Here is an 18,763-nt window from a genome sequence, read left to right as displayed (position 1 = left end):
ACCGCCCCCGGTTCCCCGAACGCCCCGCCCACGCGTCCCGCCGCGACCCCGAACCCCGACCCCGCAGCACCCTCCGAAGGAACCACCGTGCAGACCCACGAGATCAACCACCGCTTCACCGAGCACTTCCGCGGCACCGGCCACACCGTGGTGCCCAGCGCCTCCCTGATCCTGGACGACCCCACCCTGCTGTTCGTGAACGCGGGGATGGTGCAGTTCAAGCCGTACTTCCTCGGTGACGCCCCGGCGCCGTACCCGCGTGCGACGAGCATCCAGAAGTGCGTGCGCACCGGCGACATCGACGAGGTCGGCAAGACGACCCGGCACAACACGTTCTTCCAGATGGCGGGCAACTTCTCCTTCGGCGACTACTTCAAAGAAGGCGCCATGGAGCACGCGTGGAAGCTGCTGACCTCCTCGGTCGCCGACGGCGGCTACGGCATCGACCCGGAACGGCTGTGGGTCACGGTCTACGAGCACGACACCGAGTCGGCGGCGCTGTGGCGCAACACCACCGGCATCGACCCGGCCCGCATCCAGGTGCGCGGCGCGGAGGACAACTACTGGGACATGGGCGTGCCCGGCCCCGGCGGTCCCTGCTCGGAGATCTACTACGACCGCGGCCCGGACTACGGCCGCGAGGGCGGCCCGAACGTCGACGAGGACCGCTACATCGAGATTTGGAACCTGGTGTTCATGCAGGACATCCGGGGTGAGGAGAGCCCGAAGAAGGGCGCTCCGCTGCTCGGTGAGCTGCCGACGAAGAACATCGACACCGGCATGGGCGTCGAGCGGGTCGCCTGCCTGCTGCAGGGCGTGGAGAACGTCTACGAGACGGACCTGGTGCGCCCGGTGATCGCGAAGGCCGAGGAGCTCTCCGGCCGCAGCTACGGCGCGAACCCCGAGGACGACGTGCGGTTCCGCGTCATCGCCGACCACGCCCGCTCCGGCGTGATGCTCGTCGGCGACGGCGTCACCCCCGGCAACGAGGCCCGCGGCTACGTGCTGCGCCGGCTGCTGCGCCGCATCGTGCGCTCCACCCGCCTGCTGGGCGTGCAGGAGCCGGTGCTGGGCGAGTTCACCCAGGTCGTGCGGGACGCGATGGCGCCGTCCTACCCCGAGCTCACGACCGAGTTCGAGCGCATCGACTCGGTGATCCGGAACGAGGAAGAGGCGTTCCTGACCACGCTCACCGCCGGCTCGAAGATCTTCGACGTGGCGGTCGCCGACACCAAGAAGGCCGGTGGGGCGCAGCTGGCGGGCGCCAAGGCGTTCCAGCTGCACGACACCTACGGCTTCCCGATCGACCTGACCTTGGAGATGGCCGCCGAGCAGGGCCTGGCCGTGGACGAGGCGGGCTTCCGCGAGCTGATGGGCGAGCAGCGGCGCCGCGCCAAGGAGGACGCGAAGGCCCGCAAGACCGGCCACGGCGACCTGTCCACCTACCGCACGCTGCTGGACCAGCACGGAACCACCGAGTTCATCGGCTACACCGACCTGGAGTCGCAGAGCCGGGTGCTGGGGCTGCTCGTCGACGGCGTCCCCGCGAAGTCGGCGGCCGCGGGCGCCGAGGTGGAGCTGGTGCTCGACCGCACCCCGTTCTACGCGGAGGGCGGTGGCCAGATCGCCGACACCGGCACCCTGGTCGGCCCGGGCGTCGAGGTGCGGGTGCACGACGTGCAGCGCTCGGTGCCGGGCCTGTTCGTGCACCGCGCGACGGTCGTCTCCGGCGAGCTGGGCGTGGACACCGAGCTGGAGACGGCGGTGGACCGCGACCGCAGGCGTGCCATCGAGCGCTCGCACTCGGCGACGCACCTGGTGCACGCGGCGGTGCGCAGCGCCTACGGCAAGCGGGCGGCGCAGGCCGGTTCGCTGAACTCGCCGGGCCGGATGCGGTTCGACTTCACCGCCCCCGCCTCGGTGTCGGCCGCGGTGCTGGGCGGCGTGGAGGAGGAGGTCAACTCCTACCTGCAGAACGACGTCGAGGTCGCCTCCTACACCACGACGATGGACAAGGCGATGGAGCTGGGCGCGGTCGCGCTGTTCGGCGAAAAGTACGGCGACCAGGTGCGGGTGGTCGACATGGGCGACTACTCGCGGGAGCTGTGCGGTGGCACGCACGTGGGCCGCATCGGCCAGCTAGGCGTGGTCAAGCTCGTCGCGGACTCCTCGGTGGGCTCCGGCGTGCACCGGGTGGAGGCGCTCGTCGGCATGGACGCGATGCGCCACATCAGCAAGGAGCACCTGCTGGTCACCCAGCTCGCCGAGCAGTTCAAGGTGCCTGCCGAAGAACTCCCGGAGCGCATCGAGGGCGTGGTGGCCCGGCTGCGCGGCGCCGAGAAGGAGCTGCAGCAGCTGCGCGTGCAGCAGGTGCTGTCCTCCGCCGGTGACCTCGCCGGGCGCGCCGCCGACGTGCGCGGCGTGAGCCTGGTCGCCGAGCAGGTCCCGGACGGCGTGGACGGCGGTGCGCTGCGCGCGCTGGCCGGCGAGGTCCGCGGCAGGCTCGCCGGACGCCCCGCGGTGGTGGCGCTGTTCGCCGCCGACCCGGGCGAGGGCAAGGTGTCCTTCGTGGTCGGCATCAACGACGCCGCGCGGGACCTCGGGCTCGCCGCGGGCAAGCTGGTCCCGTCGTTCGCCGCCGAGGTCGGCGGGCGCGGCGGCGGCAAGCCGGACATGGCGCAGGGCGGTGGCTCGAACCCGGCCGGCGTGCCCGCCGCGATCGAAGCGCTGCGCCGCGCCCTGGGCGAGGCGGTCCAGGGGTGACCTCAGGATTGCGGGGCGTCGGCCCGGCCGCCGACGCCCCTGACCCGGGAGCGGGACGCCGGATCGGGGTGGACGTCGGCGCGGTGCGCGTCGGGATCGCGCTCAGCGACCCGGCACCGATGCTGGCCACCCCGCTGGTCACGCTCCAGCGAGATGTGGAAGCGGAACGCGACCTGGTGGAATTGGCCCAGCTGGTCGCCGAGCACGAGGTGGTCGAGGTCGTGATCGGCCTGCCGAAGACGCTCGCGGGAAGGCACGGCACCGCCGCCGAATCCGCCCACGCCTACGCGGAAGCACTGGCCACCAGGATCGACCCGGTCCCGGTGCGCTTTCACGACGAACGGTTGACCACGGTCACGGCGAGCCGCATGCTCTCCCAACGGGGGGTTCGCGGCAAGCGACAACGCGCCGTGGTCGACCAGGCCGCCGCAGTGGAGATCTTGCAGGCATGGCTTGACGCCCGGTCGCAGACCACCTGAGAGGACCTTTCGTGAGCGACGATCTCGGCCTGTTCGCGGATGACGCGGGCGAGCCGCCGCGGCGAAGCCGCAGGGAGGCCCGCGAGCAGCGGGCCGAACTGCGCCGCCGGAAACGACGCGGTTCGGTGACCGCCTTGGCCGGACTCCTGGTCCTGCTGCTCGTGGGCGGTGGCGTGGTGTACGGCGCCATGCAGATGCTCCAGATCGGGTCCTACGAGGACTACGAAGGCGAGGGCACCGGCGAGGTGATCGTGGAGGTCACCTCCGGCGACACCGTCAGCGCCATCGGCCGGGCCCTGTCGAAGGCGGACGTGGTGGCCTCCACCACCGCGTTCACCAAGGCGGCGCAGGACAACAAGCAGATCAACAGCATCCAGCCGGGCTTCTACCTGATGCGGTCGAAGATGTCCGGTTCGGCCGCGGTCAGCCACATCCTGTCGCCGGAGGCGAAGACCGGACGCATCGAGGTGCGCGGCGGGCAGCGGCTGGAGGACCAGCAGAGCCCCGACGGCGGCAAGACGCCGGGCATCCTCACCAAGCTCGCCGAGGCCACCTGCACCGGCGACGAGAGCAAGTGCACCACTCCGGAGCAGATGCACGAGGCCGCGGGCACCGCCGACCTGGCGACACTGGGCGTGCCGGACTGGGCGATCGAGGGCGCGTCGAAGGCCGAGCCGGAACGGCGGCTCGAAGGGCTGATCATGCCCGGCATCTACGACGTGAAGCCGGGCGAGCCCGCGGAGGAGGTGCTGCGCCAGGTGGTGACGAAGTCCGCGGCGCTGCTGGAGGCCGCGGGCCTGCCGCAGGCCGCCGACGGCACCGGCCGCACCCCGTACCAGCTGCTGACGATCGCGTCGCTGGTGCAGAGCGAAGGCATCGAGCGGGACTTCGACAAGGTCTCCAGGGTGATCTACAACCGGACGACCGACCCGCAGATGCAGTTGCAGCTCGACTCGACGATCAACTACCCGCTGGACAAGCCGACGCTGCTGACCAAGCCGGAGGACCGCCGGCGGCCGGGGCCGTACAACACCTACCAGAACTACGGCCTGCCGCCGACGCCGATCTCCACCGTCAGCACGGCCGCGGTGGTCGCGGCGGAGAAACCGGCCGAAGGGACCTGGGCGTACTTCGTGAAGTGCTACCCGGACGGCACGTCCTGCTTCGCCACCACGATGGCCGAGCACGACCGCTACATCACCGAGGCGCAGCAACGTGGCGCGTTCTGATCGGACCGGGCGTAAGGCGGCCGTGGTCGGTTCGCCGATCGGGCACTCCTTGTCGCCGGTGCTGCACACCGCGGCCTACCGCGAGCTGGGATTGACCGGCTGGAGCTACGAGCGGTTCGACCGGGACGCCGACGGGCTCGCCGAGCTCGTCGGGTCCCTCGGGCCGGAGTGGGCGGGCCTGTCGGTGACCATGCCGGGCAAGCGCGCCGCGCTGGGCCTGGCGAAGGAGGTCACCGATCGGGCCGCCGCCGTCGGCGTGGCGAACACCCTGACCCGGCTCGGATCGGGGGAGTGGGCCGCGGACTGCACCGACGTGGACGGGGTGACCGGTGCGCTGCGCGCCGCGGGCGGGTTCACCGGCGGCCGCCGCGCGTTGCTGCTCGGCGCGGGCGGCACGGCCGCCGCCGCGGTCGCCGCGTTCGCGGAGCTGGGCCTCGCGGAGCTGACCGTGGCGGTGCGCGAGCCCGCGCGGGCGCGGGACGTGGTGCTGACCGCGGAGCAGGTGGGGCTGCGGGTGTCGGTCGAACGGCTGGACTCGCTGGACCTGGGCGCGGCGGCGTCCGAAGTGGACGTACTGGTCTCCACGCTGCCCGCGGGTGCCGCCGATCCGCACGCGGCCGAGCTGGCGCGGGCGGCCTGCGTGCTCGACGTGATCTACCACCCGTGGCCGACTCCGCTGGCCGACGCGGTGTCCGCGGCGGGCGGGCGGCTGGCGACCGGGCTGGACATGCTGCTGCACCAGGCGTTCGGCCAGGTCGAGCTGTTCACCGGCAGGACGGCGCCGCGCGCGGCGATGCGCGACGCGCTGCTGGCCGCCACCGGCGGGGAGCTCGCCCTCCCGCTCTGATCGTTTCCTGGCTGGAAGGACGAGATCGCCTTGTCCGTTCGGCTGATCCCCCGGCGCGCGGATCCCCCTAATCTCGCTTCGCAGCAGATCAGCACGGAGCGAGGAGCGAGCGATGACCCGACCCACCCGCCGGACCCGGGACGGACGAGCAGTGCTGCTGGGGGTGCTGGGGGCGATCACGCTCGCGGCGGCCCCGGTGGCGGCGTCCGCCGCCCAACCCGACATGGAACCGATGATCGTCGGCGGGCACGATGCCACCGAGCAGTACCCGTTCATGGTGTCGTTGCAACTCACCGACGGCGGCGGCCACTTCTGCGGCGGCTCGCTGATCCGGCCGGACTGGGTGGTGACCGCCGCGCACTGCGCCGCCGGGCAGCAGCCGGGCGACGTGCAGGCCCGGGTCGGCAGCGCGGACAACACCACCGGCGGAACCCTGGTGGGCGTCTCCGAACTGGTCGTGCACCCCGGCTACGACGGGGAGAACCCCGGCAACGACGTGGCGCTGGTGAAGCTGGACCGGGCCGTGGAGCAGCAGCCGATCGCGCTCGCCGCCGACTCCGGCGCGCCCGGTGACGCGACCCGGATCATCGGCTGGGGCGTCACCTGCGACGACCGGGAGCAGTGCCCCGAGCTGCCGACGCAGCTGCAGGAGCTGGACACCGAACTCGTCCCGGGCGACCGGTGCGCCAACCAGTTCGACGGCGCCACCGAGCTGTGCACGGACAGCCCCACCGAAGGCGCCCAGGGCTGCAACGGCGACTCCGGCGGACCGCAGCTGACCGGTGAGCCGGGGCGCTGGGAGCTGATCGGGGCGACCAGCCGCGACGGCGACGAGAGCCCGCTGTGCGGCACCGGCACCGGGATCTGGACCGACCTGACCGCGCACGCGGACTGGATCGAGCAGAACGCGGTCTGATCGCCGCACGCCGGAACGACAGCGGGGGTGGTGCCGACCGGCACCACCCCCGCTTCAGCACGGTGTCACTGCGCGTCGAGATCCGATCCGACGAGCTCCGCGAGCTGGTCCAAGGCCGCGTCCGCCCCGTCGCCCTCGGCGGCGAGGACGACCTCGTCGCCGTGACCGGCGCCGAGCGTCATCAGCCCGAGGATGCTGCCGGCCTGGACGGGCTCGGTGTCGGACTTGCGGATGGTGATCTGCACGGTCTGGGCCGCGGCCGCCTTGGCGACCAGCGCGGCGGGACGCGCGTGCAGGCCGACCTTGCTGGCCACGGTCACCCGTCGCTCGGGCATGGGGTTCCCCTTTCCTGGTGGAGGTGCTGGAGCCGGTGCGCGGCTCAGGACTTGCCGGTGCCCTCGCCGTCGGCGGGCTTCGGATCGGCGCCGCTCTCGGCCGGGGTGTCGGTGGACATCGTCGCCGTGGTGGAGCTGGAGTTCTCCTGGGATTCGGCGCTCGCGGCCGGATCCGCCTTCGCCGGCTTCGCGTCACCGCTGCTCTGGCCCTCGTCCAGCAGCGCCGAGCCTTCGCCCGCGTCCTCCCGGCCCGGGGTCCGCAGGTTCCACTTCGTGATGACGAACCGGAACACGAAGTAGTAGATCACCGCGTAGAGCAGGCCGATCGGGATCAGCCACAGCGACCGCTGCGAGATGCCGAAGTTCAGCACGTAGTCGATCGCGCCCGCCGAGAACCCGAACCCGGAGTGGATGTCCAGGTAGTTCACCAGCATGTGCGAGGTGCCGGTGAGCACCGCGTGGATCAGCAGCAGCGGCCACGCCACGAAGATGAACGAGAACTCCAGCGGCTCGGTGATGCCGGTGAGGAACGAGGTGAGCCCCACCGAGAGCATCACGCCGCCGACGACCTTGCGCTGCGCGGGCGGCGCGCTGCGCCAGATCGCCAGCGCGGCGGCGGGCAGCGCGAACATGAAGATCGGGAAGAAGCCGGTCTGGAAGGTGCCCGCGGTCGGGTCGCCCTCGAAGAAGCGGGCGATGTCGCCCTTCTGGCCGTGGTAGTCGCCGAACAGGAACCACACCACGTTGTTCGGGATGTGGTGCAGCCCGAACGGCAGCAGCAGCCGGTTGATCAGGCCGTAGATGCCGCCGCCGAGCACGGCGTTGGCGGTCACCACGTCGCTGAACGCGGTCAGGCTTGCGTCGAACAGCGGGAACAGCAGGCCCAGCACGGTGCCGATCACCAGCATGGCCACCGCGGTCACGATCGGCACGAACCGGCGCCCGCCGAAGAAGCCGAGGTAGTCGGGCAGCTTGATCCGGTGGTAGCGCTGCCACAACCAGGCCGCGACGAGACCGGCGATGATGCCGCCGAGCACGCCGTACGGGCCCTTGTTGAACGAGGTCCCGGCCTCCTGGCCGGTGATCTCCCACATCACCCCGGCCAGCACCAGGTAGCCGACCGCGGCCGACAGCGCGGTCGTGCCGTCCGCCTTGCGGGCGAAACCGATCGCCACGCCGATCGCGAACAGCAGCGGCAGGTTGTCGAACAGGGCGCCGCCGGCCGCGCCGATCACCCCGGCGACGGTCTGCAACCCCGAGACGCTGCCCAGCAGGTCCTCCTGACCGAGCCGCTGCAGCAGCGCGGCCGCGGGCAGCACGGCGATCGGGAGCATCAGGCTCCGGCCGAGCCGTTGCAGCAGCGCGAAGCCCTTCGAGCTCGCGCCGCCGCTCGCTGAGCCGACGGTCATGGGGCTACCTCCTCGGGTGGGCGGCCGGTGGTTCCGGCCTGGGTTCGCAGGGGCATCGTCACTTGGTACGCGTCGCCCCGGTACCAGGAGCGCACGTCCTCGACCGGGGTGTCGCGGGAGGTCGAGATGCGGCGGAACACCAGCAGCGGGCTGCCGGGTTGCACCCGCAGCAGCCGGGCGGTCTCCGCGTCGGCGCTCTCGGCCAGCACCGTCTGCATCGCGTGCTCCAGCCGGACGCCGTAGTGCCGCTCCAGCAGCGAGTACATGGATTCGGTGAGGTCGCGGCCGAGCAGGCCCGGTGCCGCGGCCGGGTGGAACCAGCCGCGCTCCACGGCCAGCGGTGTCCCGTCGGCCTTGCGCAGCCGGGTCAGCCAGTAGGCGGGAGCACCCGGTTCGAGGCCGAGCGCTTCGGCGGTGTCCGGGGGCGGCGGCAGTTCGGCGTGGCCGAGCACCTCGGTCTCCGCGCGCAGGCCGCGGCGGCGCATGTCCTCGGTGAACGAGGCCAGGTCCAGCCGGACGTCGACGCGGGGGCGGGCGGTGAAGGTGCCCTTGCCGCGGACCCGCACCAGCAGGCCTTCGGACACGAGCTGGCCGATGGCCTCGCGCACCGTCAACCGGGAGACGCCGTAGCGCAGCGTGAGGTCCCGTTCGGAGGGCAGCGCGGCGCCCGGCGGCAGCTGCGCGGCGGCGAGCTCCCGCAGGATCTCCCGCAACTGGGCGTGCTTGGGCGTGGGTCCGTCGAGCAGCGCGTCCGCTGTGCTGCGCTGGGCCACGACGCCCTCCCTGATCAGGGCCTGCTCGGCCGGACCGCGGTGTCTGCCGGATCGATCCGGATCGTTCCGGCGGGAACGGCTCCACCGTGATCGGGATCATTGGTACTGTCCGGTCTATACCAGTTGCTGCGGAAGAATGCTGGCTCACACGGATGGGTGTCAAGGCGGGGCTGTTTTTGTTGCCGCTTCGACACTCGGTAACGCAAGATCGACCGAGTGCGGGACCCTTCCCGGACGACGAACGCGCACCGGACGGACGTAGACCGCCGGGAGACGAAGGGAGCTTCGGGTGGCTCAGAACAAGGCCGCCGCGATCTTGGCCGCGCTGGGCGGCGGGGACAACGTGGTGGAGATCGAACCGTGCATCACGCGCCTGCGCTGCGAGGTCGGCGACGAGTCGCGCGTGGACGAGGCCGCGCTGAAGGCGGCGGGCGCGCACGGGGTGCTGCGGCAGGGCACCGTCGTCCAGGTCGTCGTCGGGCCGGAGGCGGACACGCTGGCCGGGGACATCGAGGACCTGCTGTGAGCGTGGAGGTGCGGAGCCCCGTGACGGGGCTGGCCGCCGCGCTCGCCGACGTCCCGGACCCGGTGTTCTCGCAGGCCATGGTCGGCCCCGGAGTGGCGGTGAAACCGGCGGCCGGGCCCGCGGACGCGGTCGCGCCGATCGCCGGGACGGTCGCCACGCTGCACCCGCACGCGTTCGTGGTCGCCGCGCCGGGCGGGACCGCGGTGCTGGTGCACCTGGGCATCGACACGGTCCAGCTCAAGGGCGAGGGGTTCACCCTGCACGTCGCCAAGGGCGACGCGGTCGAAGCGGGCGCGCCCGTCGTGTCCTGGGACCCGTCGGCGGTGGAGGCGGCCGGGTACTCCGCGGTGTGCCCGGTGATCGCGCTGGACCTCACCGCGGAGGCCCTGCACGACCTCCGCGAGGACGGCGAGGTCGCCGCGGGCGATCCGCTGTTCACCGTCGAAGGCTGACCCCCGCGTCGGAGAGCGGCCCGCGAGCGGTGCGGCGGGCCGCTCTTTCGTGTCCGGTCGTGGGGGACGCCGACACGCCGGGGAATGTCGGCACGGAGCTCACCGCGTCCGGGCGCGACGCTGGGCGCATGGATCTGACGAGCGGGTTCGCACACCTCACCGGCGCCGCCTGCGCGGCCGGAGCGCTCGGCGCGGTGGCCGGCTGGGCCGGCCGCGCGCTGCTGCGCTCCGCGCGCATCGGGATACCGGTGCCGAGGTGGTGCTGCGAAGCGGGGACCGCGCTGCTGTGGGCACCGGTCGCCGCCCGGACGGTGGGCGGGGCGTTACCGGTGTGGTGGGCGCCGGTGCCGCTGCTGCTCGGATGGGCCGGGGTCCTGCTCGCGGTCTGCGACCTGCGCGCGCACCGGCTCCCGGACGCGCTGACGCTGCCCGCCTGGCCGCTGGCGTTCGCCGCGGTGGCCGGGACCGCGAGCGCCGCCGGGAACGCCGTGATGCTGGTCTCGGCCTTCGTCGGCGCCGCCCTGTTCGCGGGGTGCTACGGCCTGGTACGGATGCTCTCGCCGCCCGCGCTGGGGCCGGGCGACCTCAAGCTGTCCGGGCCGCTCGGCGCGCTGATCGGCGCGGTGTCGGTGCCCGCGGTCCTCGGATGCGTGCTGGTGAGCGCGGTGCTCACCGCATTGCACGCCTGCGCGGTCCGGCGGTCGGCGGTGCCGCACGGCCCGGCGATGCTGCTGCCCGCCTGGCTGGTCACGGCGGTCGGCCCGGTTCTCGGGAGCGGTTGACCGATCCGCACCCGGCCCGCCCGGCCTGCGGCGTTGCGTGGCAGGATTTCGGTGTGTTGCGTTGGATGACAGCCGGAGAATCGCACGGTCCCGCCCTGGTGGCGGTGCTGGAAGGCATGGTCGCCGGAGTGGAGGTGACCACCGCCGACATCGCGACCCAGCTGGAGCGGCGCAAGCTCGGCTTCGGCCGCAGCCCGCGGATGAACTTCGAATCCGACGAGCTGGAGATCATCGGTGGGGTCCGCCACGGGCGGACCCAGGGCGGCCCGGTCGCCGTCCGCATCGGCAACACCGAATGGCCCAAGTGGGAGCAGGTCATGTCCGCCGACCCGGTGGACGAGGACGTGCTCTCCGGGCTCGCCCGCAATGAGCCGCTGACCCGCCCGCGGCCCGGCCACGCCGACCTGCCCGGCATGCAGAAGTACGGCTTCGAGGAATCGCGGCCGGTGCTGGAGCGCGCCAGCGCCCGCGAGACCGCGGCCCGCGTCGCCGCGGGCACCGTCGCGCGCCGGTTCCTGCAGCAGCTGCTCGGCGTCGAGATCGTCAGCCACGTGGTGAGCCTCGGCTCGGTCAGCGTCGCCGGCGAAGCGCTGCCCGGGCCGGACGACCTGGCCGCCATCGACGAGAACCCGGTGCGCGCCTTCGGCGACGACGCGACCGAGCGCATGATGGCAGAGGTCGACGCCGCGAAGGCCGATGGCGACACCCTCGGCGGCGTCGTCGAGGTCATCGCCTACGGCCTGCCCGCGGGCATCGGCTCGCACGTGCACTGGGACCGCAAGCTCGACGCGCGCCTCGCCGGAGCGCTGATGAGCATCCAGGCCGTCAAGGGCGTCGAGATCGGCGAGGCGTTCGCCAACGCCACCCGCCGGGGCAGCGCCGCGCACGACGAGATCTACCCGGCCGACGGCGCCCGCTGGGTCAGCCGCGGCAGCAACCGCGCGGGCGGGCTCGAAGGCGGCATCACCAACGGCGAACCGCTCGTGGTGCGCGCCGCGAAGAAGCCGATCTCCAGCCTGCCCCGCGCGCTGGCCACCGTGGACACCGACACCGGCGAACCGGCGCAGGCCATGCACCAGCGCTCCGACATCACCGCCGTGCCGCGGGCCGCCGTGGTCGCCGAGACGATGGTGGCGCTGGTGCTCGCCGAGGCGGTGCTGGAGAAGTTCGGCGGCGACTCGCTGCCGGAGACCCGCCGCAACGTCGAGGGCTACCTCGCCGCCCTGGCCGAGCGCGCCGAGAAGCGGCAGGTGCGCTGATGCCGCCGCGCGCCGTCGTGGTCGGCCCGCCGGGGTCGGGCAAGACGACGGTGGGCAGGCTGCTCGCCGACCACCTCGGCGTGGCGTTCCGCGACACCGACGACGACGTGGTGCGGCTGGCGGGCAAACCGATCCCGGACATCTTCACCACCGACGGCGAACCGGCGTTCCGCGCGCTGGAGGAGCAGGCCGTGGCCACCGCGCTCGACGAGCACCCCGGCGTGCTCTCGCTCGGCGGCGGCGCGGTGATCTCCGAACGCACCCGGAAGCTGCTCGCCGAGCACCCGGTGGTGTTCCTGACCGTGGGCCTGGCCGAAGGCGCCCGCCGCACCGGGCTGGCCCAGACGTCCCGCCCGCTGCTGGCCGGGGTGAACCCGCGCGCCACGTTCAAGGCGCTGCTGGACGCGCGCCTCCCGCTGTACCGGGAGGCCGCCGACGTGGAGCAGCCCACCGACGGCCTGGAACCGTGGCGCCTGGCGGAACTGGTCGCCGGGAAGCTCGCCGAGATCCGTCCGGGCGGCACCAACCCGGCCGCCGAAGCGTGAATAATCGCGGGGGAACGCCGCGGGGCGCTCGACGTCCCGGCGGTGTGCCGAGCCGCGACTGAATGAGTGGAGAACGATGCCCGAGCCGGTGCGCATCAGGGTCGGATCCGAGCAGCCCTACGACGTGGTCGTGGGGCGGGGCCTGCTCGGTGACCTCGTCGAGCTGCTGAGCGGGACCTCGGTGGTGGCGCTGCTGCACCAGCCGAGCATCACCGCGACCGTCGAGGCCGTGCGCGAGGAGCTCGCCGACGCGGGCATCGACGCGCACCGGGTCGAGATCCCCGACGCCGAGGAGGGCAAGAGCCTCGCGGTCGCCGGGTTCTGCTGGGAGGTCCTCGGCAAGATCGGCATGGACCGCGGCGGCGTCGTGGTGTCCTTCGGCGGCGGTGCGGTCACCGACGTGGCCGGTTTCATCGCCGCCACCTGGATGCGCGGCGTGCGCGTGGTGCACGTGCCGACGACGCTGCTCGGCATGGTGGACGCCGCGGTCGGCGGCAAGACCGGCATCAACACCGAGGCGGGCAAGAACCTCGTCGGCCTGTTCCACGAGCCGACCGCGGTGCTGGTGGACCTGGCGACGCTGGAGAGCCTGCCGCGCAACGAGCTCATCGCGGGCATGGGTGAGGTCGTCAAGACCGGTTTCATCGCCGATCCGCGCATCCTGGAGCTGATCGAGCAGGACCCGGACGCCGCGCTGGACCCGACGGGCGAGGTGCTCGGCGAGCTGGTGCGCCGCAGCATCCAGGTGAAGGCCGACGTGGTCGCCGCGGACCTCCGCGAATCGCACCAGCGGGAGATCCTCAACTACGGCCACACCCTCGCGCACGCCATCGAGCGCCGGGAGCGCTACCGGTGGCGCCACGGCGCGGCGGTCAGCGTGGGCCTCGTGTTCGCCGCGGAGCTGGCGCGGCTGGCCGGCCGGCTCGACGACGAGACCGCGGACCGGCACAAGCGGGTGCTGGACCTGCTGGGGTTGCCCACGTCCTACGACCCGGACGCGCTGGGCCAGCTGCTGGACTCGATGAAGCTGGACAAGAAGACCCGCTCCGGGATGCTGCGGTTCGTGGTGCTCGACGGCCTCGCGAAGCCGGGCAGGCTGGAGGGCCCGGACCCGTCGCTGGTGGCGGCCGCCTACTCGGCGCTGACCGGCGGCGAGCGCAAGCAGGCCGGGTCGGAGGTGTTCCTGTGAAGGTCCTGGTGCTCAACGGCCCGAACCTGGGCCGGCTGGGAACGCGGGAGCCGGCGATCTACGGGTCCACGACCTACGCGGACCTGGTCGCGCTGTGCGAGCGCACCGGTGCGGAGCTGGGCCTGGACGTCGAGGTGCGGCAGACCGACCACGAGGGCGAGCTGCTCGGCTGGCTGCACGAGGCGGCCGACGCGGGCACCCCGGTGGTGCTGAACGCGGCGGCGTGGACGCACTACTCGATCGCGGTGCGGGACGCGTGCTCGCAGCTGACGGGTCCGCTGCTGGAGGTGCACATCTCGAACGTGCACAAGCGCGAGTCGTTCCGCGGGCACAGCTACCTGTCGGACATCGCGACCGGGGTGCTCGTCGGGCTGGGCGTCCGCGGCTACGCGCTGGCGCTGCGCTGGATCGCGGAGGAGCGCACCGCCCAGGCCTGAGCGGCCGGTTCGGGTCCGGGCGGTTGAGACGATCTCCTAAACTGGTGCGGCCCGGGATCGCCCGGGATTCCCGCGCGGGGGCGGGGGATCGCACGGGGGAAGGCTCTTTCCGCTCATGGTCGAACGATCCCGCCCGTCCCGGCGGGTGCGCGCGCTCGTCCCGCTCGGCGCGGCGCTCGCGCTGCTCGCGGGGTGCGCCCTGCCCGAGGCGGTGCCGCAGGCCCCGCCGACCCGGTTCGACCGGCCCGTCGAGCGCAGCCTCAGCAGCGGCGCGTTGCGCACCGCGGACGAACGCTCCAGCGACGGTGTGGTGGCCTCTGGCGGGAATCCGGCCCCGTACAACTACGCGCCGAGCGTGCTGGCCGAACCGGACGGCGAAGGCATGCACCACCGGGCCTGGTGGTGCAGCCAGCTGCCCGGGATCGGCCCGCCCGGTGACGACGTGCTGTTCGCCGAATCCGGTGCCCTGGACGAGGAGTTCTCCGCCGACGGCGCCCCCGCGGTCCCCGTGTTCACCGCCGAACCGGGCGCGTTCGACGGCAAGCACACCTGCGACCCGTCGGTGCTGCGCACCGGAGGCCGGTACTACCTGTACTACACGGGGGCCGCCGCTGAGCACGCCCACGGCAACGCCATCGGCGTCGCGAGCAGCGGCGACGGCCGCGCGTGGCGGCGGGAGGCGGGCGGCCGGTCGATCGTGCGGCCGTCGGGGGAGGTGCACCGGGCCAACGACTACGGCGCGGGCCAGCCCTCGGCGCTGTTCCTGGACGGCTGGTTCTACCTGATGTTCACCGACACCACCGCGTCCGGCGCCGGGTGGAACGGCGCGGGGCAGTTCGTGCTGCGCGCCAAGGACCCGGAGTTCACCGACCGGGTGCAGGCGCTCGGCGAGGCCGGTTTCACCCCGGCGGGCACCACCGACGCGGCGCGGCGGCGGTCCGTGGTGGACGCGTTCAGCGCGGACTGGATGTGGAGCGACGCGCTGCGGGCGTTCCTGATCGCCCACCAGACCGAGCGGGGCACCACGATCACCTCCTGGGACCGCGACTTCACCCGCCACCCGTACGCACCGCTGCTGGTGCCCGGTCCGTGGCGGGAAGGACCGGGGCTGGTGCGCGGCGACGACGGGCACGCACCCACCTCCACCGAGGACCCGTGCGGCACGGTGCCGGTGGACCTGCTGCGCGCCACCGAACCGGACCCGGCGCCGACGGCGTTGCGCTCCTTCGGGCTGGACGTGATCGGGCTGACCGGCTGCGCCGCCCCGGCGGGCGCCCGCGACGTGCTGGAGGCGTTCGGGGTGCCGTCGCCGGAGCGCACGGTGGACGTGGTGCGCGGCGGGCGGAAGGTGCGCGTCGAGCGCCGCTCGGTGGCCGCGACGATGGTGCGCCGCGTCCTCGACGAGCGGGTCCCGGCGCTGGAGGACGTGCCGGTGGCGGGCGTGGTCCGCGCCGGCGCACCGGTGCTGCGGTCCCCGGCGGGGGAGCTGGTCGTGCTCGACGACCACGGCCGGGCCTGGACGATCCTGGCGGACAGCGCGGCCGCGAACGACTCGCCGGTGACCGACCTGGACCAGCGCGCCTGGGACGCCTTGCCCCGGGCCGGCGACCTCCGCTGACGCCTCGGCGGGCCGTCCGCCAGGGGTGCTCGGGGCAGGCGGTCCGGGCACCTGGCGCCTTCGGCCAAGCGGGCGTGGCCTCGCGCGATGTCTGGTTAGGCTGGTGCGCATGCCCGAGACGCACGCCCGCCGCCGCCAAGCCCTGCGCGACCTGCTCCGCCGAGCGGATCTGGACGCGGTGCTGGTCACCGACCTGCTCAACATCCGCTACCTGACCGGGTTCACCGGTTCGCAGGCCGCGCTGGTGGTGCACGCCGCCGACGAGCCCGGTGCGGAGCGGGCCACCGCGTTCAGCACCGACGGCCGCTACCGCACCCAGTCCGCCGAGCAGGTCCCCGACCTGGAGCGGTTCATCGAGCGGCCCAGCGAACTCGTGCTGGCCGAACACCTCGCGCAGCACCCGGCCCGCTACCGGCGCACCGGCTTCGAGAGCGGGCACGTCACCGTGGACGGGCTCGACGTGATCGCCGTGGCAGCCCCGGGGATCGAACTCGTCCGGGCCCCCGGCCTGGTGGAGGAGCTCCGCCTGATCAAGGACGCCGCGGAGGTGGACGCGCTGCGGATGGCGTGCGCGGCGGCCGACCGCGCGCTGGCAGACCTCATCGAGCACGGCGGGCTGCGCCCCGGCCGCACCGAGCTGGAGGTGGCCCGCGAACTGGAGGCCCGGATGCGCGAGCACGGCGCCGCCGGTCCGTCGTTCGAGACGATCGTGGCCGCGGGCGCGCACTCGGCGATCCCGCACCACCGGCCCACTTCGGCGGTGCTGGCCGCGGGGGACTTCGTGAAGATGGACTTCGGCGCCCTGGTGGACGGCTACCACTCGGACATGACCCGCACCGTCGTGCTGGGTTCCCCCGCCGACTGGCAGCGCGAGATCTACGAGCTGGTGCGGACCGCGCAGGCGGCCGGGCGCGAGGCGGTGCGTCCCGGCGCGGACGTGCGCGAAGTGGACGGCGCGGCCCGGAAGGTGATCGAGGACGCGGGGTGCGGCGAGCGGTTCCCGCACGGCCTCGGCCACGGCGTCGGCCTCGAAATCCATGAGGCACCGGCGTTGTCGCAGCGGGGGGACGGTACGATTCGTGAGGGGATGGTGGTCACCGTCGAACCCGGCGTGTACGTGCCGGAGCGTGGCGGGGTCCGCATCGAGGACACCCTGGCCGTGCGCGAGAGCACGCCGGAACTCCTCACCTTGACGACCAAGGAGCTCGTCGCCGTCTGAGCGCGGTGCGCGTGCGGCCGATGACGTTACGGCGGCGCCGCACGCCGCCTCAGTTGTCAACCGCAGCCCGCATCACATGGAGAGACCGGACACGTGGCATCCACGAACGACCTCAAGAACGGACTCGTGCTCAAGATCGACGGCCAGCTCTGGTCCGTGGTCAACTTCCAGCACGTCAAGCCGGGCAAGGGCGGCGCCTTCGTGCGCACCACGCTGAAGAACGTGCTCTCCGGCAAGACCGTCGACAAGACCTTCAACGCCGGGGTCAAGGTCGAGACGGCGAACGTGGACCGCCGCGAGATGACCTACCTCTACGACGACGGCACCGACTTCGTCTTCATGGACCAGGACACCTACGACCAGGTGACCGTGCCGCGCCCGGTCGTCGGCGACGCGGCGGACTACATGCTGGAGAACAGCAACGTGGTCATCGCCCGCCACGACGACGAGCCGCTGTACGTGGAGCTGCCCGCCTCGGTGGAGCTCTCCGTCTCGCACACCGACCCCGGTGTGCAGGGCGACCGCTCCACCGGCGGCACCAAGCCGGCGACGCTGGAGACCGGTGCGGAGATCCAGGTCCCGCTGTTCCTGAACACCGGCGACAAGGTCAAGGTCGACCCGCGCGACGGGCGCTACCTGGGTCGCGTCAACACCAAGTGATTCGTTCCCGCCGCGCCCGCGGCCCCGCCGGTGCGTCCGGCAGGGCCGCGGTTCGCGCCGGGCGGGGGACACCGGAAAGAGAGTTGTGAGTTGGGCTCACGGAGCAAGGCCCGCAAACGCGCGGTGGACGTGCTGTACGAGGCCGACCTGCGCGGTCTCGACGCGGTGACGTTGCTGTCCGAGCGGCTCGCCGCGCCCGAGGCCGCGCCCGTCGCGGACTACTCGGTGACGCTCATCGAGGGCGTCGCGGGCAACCGGCAGCGCATCGACGACGTGCTCGTCGAGCACTCCGAGGGCTGGACGTTGAGCCGGATGCCCGCGGTGGACCGGGCCGTGCTGCGGCTGGGCCTCTACGAGCTGCTGTGGAGCGAGGACGTGCCGCCCGCGGTCGCCATCGACGAGGCCGTGGAGCTGGTGAAGGCGCTGTCCACGGACGATTCGCCGCGGTTCGTCAACGGCGTGCTGGGCCGGATCGCCGGGATCAGCGACCGGCTGCGGACGTCGATCCGCAACCTGGAGGCCGCCGAGGCCGCGGCGCGGGAGCGCGCCGAGTCCGACGCGCAGAACTGATCAGCCGAACTTCGCAGGGGCGCCGGTGCGTCCCCGCGTTGTCGCATCCGCACCCGGAAATCGGTTTCCCGGCCCGAGCGCAGGACGGCTGCGGCCCCGTCCCCGGGTCGGGGCGGGGCCGCAGCAGCCGCGTTCGCGAGTTCACTCCTCCCGAGCGGGTCGTGCCTCGGGCGGCAGGACGCCCCAGTCGATGAGCTGTTCGGTCAGCTCGCCGGGGGTCATGTCGTAGATGATGGCGAGGGATCGCAGGTCCTCGGTCCGGATGGACAGCACCTTGCCGTTGTAGTCGCCGCGCTGGCTCTGGATGGTCGCCGCGTACCGGGCGAGAGGCCCGACCTTCTCGGCAGGCAGCTGCTGCAACCGCTCCAGGTTGATCACGACCTTGGTGGCCGGTTCGGCGCCGGAGGGCACCCGCCCCTCCGGGAGTAGCTCCGCGACCGGAACACCGTAGAAGTCGGCCAGTTCGGCGAGCTTCTGCACGGTGACCGCTCGGTCGCCACGTTCATAGGACCCGACGACCACGGCCTTCCACCGCCCGCCTGACTTCTGCTCGACGCCGTGCAGCGAGAGACCCTGCTGCTGGCGGATAGCGCGGAGCTTGCCGCCCAGCGCCTTGGCGTAGTCGCCCATGTGGCGTTTCTCCGTTTCATTCGCCCCGTCAGCCTAGATCGGATGCCGGGGAGGAAAGCTCAGATTGATACGGAGAGTAATGTTCGCTCGCAAGTGTCACTAGGTCAAGTTGGTCTTCCTATGCC

Annotated in this window: 20 protein-coding genes; 16 read left to right on the top strand and 4 right to left on the bottom strand. The window is 72.8% G+C overall.

Annotation, left to right across the window (positions count from 1 at the left end; genetic code table 11):
• Positions 1-87 precede the first annotated feature (87 nt).
• The 5 genes from alaS (at position 88) to H1226_RS19195 (ending at position 6,234) form a co-directional block, all read left to right on the top strand.
• The gene (gene alaS / locus H1226_RS19215; protein WP_258341951.1) at positions 88-2,763 is read left to right on the top strand and encodes an alanine--tRNA ligase; all 2,676 of its coding nucleotides are present in this window, start codon (positions 88-90) and stop codon (positions 2,761-2,763) included.
• Positions 2,760-3,242 (top strand): Holliday junction resolvase RuvX, encoded by a 483-nt coding sequence (gene ruvX, locus H1226_RS19210; protein WP_258341950.1) that lies wholly within the window; start codon positions 2,760-2,762, stop codon positions 3,240-3,242. Before alaS ends, ruvX begins: the two co-directional genes overlap by 4 nt.
• 11 nt (positions 3,243-3,253) lie before the next feature.
• Positions 3,254-4,471 carry an endolytic transglycosylase MltG gene (gene mltG / locus H1226_RS19205; protein WP_258341949.1) on the top strand — a complete coding sequence of 406 codons (1,218 nt, stop codon included), beginning with the start codon at positions 3,254-3,256 and terminating at the stop codon, positions 4,469-4,471.
• Positions 4,458-5,318, top strand: coding sequence for a shikimate dehydrogenase (locus H1226_RS19200; RefSeq protein WP_258341948.1), 861 nt, complete (start codon positions 4,458-4,460; stop codon positions 5,316-5,318). Before mltG ends, H1226_RS19200 begins: the two co-directional genes overlap by 14 nt.
• A gap of 112 nt (positions 5,319-5,430) precedes the next feature.
• Positions 5,431-6,234, top strand: a complete 804-nt coding sequence (locus H1226_RS19195; protein WP_258341947.1) for a S1 family peptidase — start codon at positions 5,431-5,433, stop codon at positions 6,232-6,234.
• A 65-nt stretch (positions 6,235-6,299) separates the two neighbouring features.
• Here the strand turns inward: H1226_RS19195 and H1226_RS19190 are convergent, their stop codons facing one another.
• From H1226_RS19190 to H1226_RS19180, 3 genes are read right to left on the bottom strand one after another with little or no spacing between them, the layout of a single operon-like run.
• Positions 6,300-6,569, bottom strand: a complete 270-nt coding sequence (locus tag H1226_RS19190; protein ID WP_224956596.1) for an HPr family phosphocarrier protein — start codon at positions 6,567-6,569, stop codon at positions 6,300-6,302.
• A gap of 44 nt (positions 6,570-6,613) precedes the next feature.
• Positions 6,614-7,978, bottom strand: coding sequence for a PTS transporter subunit EIIC (locus tag H1226_RS19185; RefSeq protein WP_258341946.1), 1,365 nt, complete (start codon positions 7,976-7,978; stop codon positions 6,614-6,616).
• Positions 7,975-8,751, bottom strand: coding sequence for a GntR family transcriptional regulator (locus H1226_RS19180; protein ID WP_258341945.1), 777 nt, complete (start codon positions 8,749-8,751; stop codon positions 7,975-7,977). The genes H1226_RS19185 and H1226_RS19180 overlap by 4 nt, the downstream gene beginning before the upstream one ends.
• A 289-nt stretch (positions 8,752-9,040) precedes the next feature.
• Between H1226_RS19180 and H1226_RS19175 the strand changes: the two genes are divergently transcribed.
• The 11 genes from H1226_RS19175 to nusB all read left to right on the top strand — a co-directional run bounded on the left by H1226_RS19175 (position 9,041) and on the right by nusB (position 18,008).
• Complete coding sequence (locus tag H1226_RS19175; RefSeq protein WP_224956593.1) at positions 9,041-9,277, top strand: glucose PTS transporter subunit EIIB; 237 nt, start codon at positions 9,041-9,043, stop codon at positions 9,275-9,277.
• Positions 9,274-9,729, top strand: coding sequence for a PTS sugar transporter subunit IIA (locus H1226_RS19170; protein ID WP_224956592.1), 456 nt, complete (start codon positions 9,274-9,276; stop codon positions 9,727-9,729). Before H1226_RS19175 ends, H1226_RS19170 begins: the two co-directional genes overlap by 4 nt.
• A gap of 128 nt (positions 9,730-9,857) precedes the next feature.
• Positions 9,858-10,511, top strand: a complete 654-nt coding sequence (locus tag H1226_RS19165; protein ID WP_258341944.1) for a prepilin peptidase — start codon at positions 9,858-9,860, stop codon at positions 10,509-10,511.
• 53 nt (positions 10,512-10,564) lie between these two features.
• Positions 10,565-11,770, top strand: a complete 1,206-nt coding sequence (gene aroC, locus H1226_RS19160) for a chorismate synthase (protein WP_258341943.1) — start codon at positions 10,565-10,567, stop codon at positions 11,768-11,770.
• On the top strand, positions 11,770-12,315 hold the full coding sequence (locus tag H1226_RS19155) for a shikimate kinase (RefSeq protein ID WP_258341942.1): 546 nt from the start codon (positions 11,770-11,772) through the stop codon (positions 12,313-12,315). The genes aroC and H1226_RS19155 overlap by 1 nt, the downstream gene beginning before the upstream one ends.
• Positions 12,316-12,391: 76 nt before the next feature.
• Complete coding sequence (aroB, locus tag H1226_RS19150) at positions 12,392-13,504, top strand: 3-dehydroquinate synthase (RefSeq protein WP_224956588.1); 1,113 nt, start codon at positions 12,392-12,394, stop codon at positions 13,502-13,504.
• Positions 13,501-13,941: a type II 3-dehydroquinate dehydratase gene (gene aroQ / locus H1226_RS19145; RefSeq protein WP_224956587.1), complete on the top strand. Its 441-nt coding sequence runs from the start codon at positions 13,501-13,503 to the stop codon at positions 13,939-13,941. Before aroB ends, aroQ begins: the two co-directional genes overlap by 4 nt.
• Positions 13,942-14,056: 115 nt before the next feature.
• Entirely contained in the window at positions 14,057-15,559 is a 1,503-nt protein-coding gene (locus H1226_RS19140) for a glycoside hydrolase family protein (RefSeq protein ID WP_258341941.1), read from the top strand.
• 109 nt (positions 15,560-15,668) lie between these two features.
• Positions 15,669-16,778: a M24 family metallopeptidase gene (locus H1226_RS19135; protein ID WP_258341940.1), complete on the top strand. Its 1,110-nt coding sequence runs from the start codon at positions 15,669-15,671 to the stop codon at positions 16,776-16,778.
• A gap of 93 nt (positions 16,779-16,871) precedes the next feature.
• Positions 16,872-17,438 (top strand): elongation factor P, encoded by a 567-nt coding sequence (gene efp / locus H1226_RS19130; RefSeq protein WP_258341939.1) that lies wholly within the window; start codon positions 16,872-16,874, stop codon positions 17,436-17,438.
• Positions 17,439-17,528: 90 nt separating this feature from the next.
• On the top strand, positions 17,529-18,008 hold the full coding sequence (nusB, locus tag H1226_RS19125; RefSeq protein WP_224956583.1) for a transcription antitermination factor NusB: 480 nt from the start codon (positions 17,529-17,531) through the stop codon (positions 18,006-18,008).
• Between the two features lie 141 nt (positions 18,009-18,149).
• On the opposite strand, the gene bldD is transcribed toward nusB, so the two are convergent.
• On the bottom strand, positions 18,150-18,638 hold the full coding sequence (bldD, locus tag H1226_RS19120) for a transcriptional regulator BldD (protein ID WP_009943043.1): 489 nt from the start codon (positions 18,636-18,638) through the stop codon (positions 18,150-18,152).
• Positions 18,639-18,763: the final 125 nt, after the last annotated feature.

Origin of the sequence: Saccharopolyspora gregorii (genome assembly GCF_024734405.1) — a bacterium.
Lineage (GTDB): Bacteria > Actinomycetota > Actinomycetes > Mycobacteriales > Pseudonocardiaceae > Saccharopolyspora_C > Saccharopolyspora_C gregorii.
Note: the sequence above shows the minus strand (reverse complement) of the source record. Positions and strands in the feature narration are given on the sequence as shown.

Excerpts from the sequence above, each read along its gene's own strand:
- H1226_RS19195 (WP_258341947.1), top strand. The coding sequence starts at position 5,431 with ATGACCCGACCCACCCGCCGGACCCGGGACGGACGAGCAGTGCTGCTG.
- H1226_RS19190 (WP_224956596.1), bottom strand. The coding sequence starts at position 6,569 with ATGCCCGAGCGACGGGTGACCGTGGCCAGCAAGGTCGGCCTGCACGCG.
- H1226_RS19185 (WP_258341946.1), bottom strand. The coding sequence starts at position 7,978 with ATGACCGTCGGCTCAGCGAGCGGCGGCGCGAGCTCGAAGGGCTTCGCG.
- H1226_RS19165 (WP_258341944.1), top strand. The coding sequence starts at position 9,858 with ATGGATCTGACGAGCGGGTTCGCACACCTCACCGGCGCCGCCTGCGCG.
- H1226_RS19155 (WP_258341942.1), top strand. The coding sequence starts at position 11,770 with ATGCCGCCGCGCGCCGTCGTGGTCGGCCCGCCGGGGTCGGGCAAGACG.
- aroB (WP_224956588.1), top strand. The coding sequence starts at position 12,392 with ATGCCCGAGCCGGTGCGCATCAGGGTCGGATCCGAGCAGCCCTACGAC.
- H1226_RS19140 (WP_258341941.1), top strand. The coding sequence starts at position 14,057 with ATGGTCGAACGATCCCGCCCGTCCCGGCGGGTGCGCGCGCTCGTCCCG.
- H1226_RS19135 (WP_258341940.1), top strand. The coding sequence starts at position 15,669 with ATGCCCGAGACGCACGCCCGCCGCCGCCAAGCCCTGCGCGACCTGCTC.
- bldD (WP_009943043.1), bottom strand. The coding sequence starts at position 18,638 with ATGGGCGACTACGCCAAGGCGCTGGGCGGCAAGCTCCGCGCTATCCGC.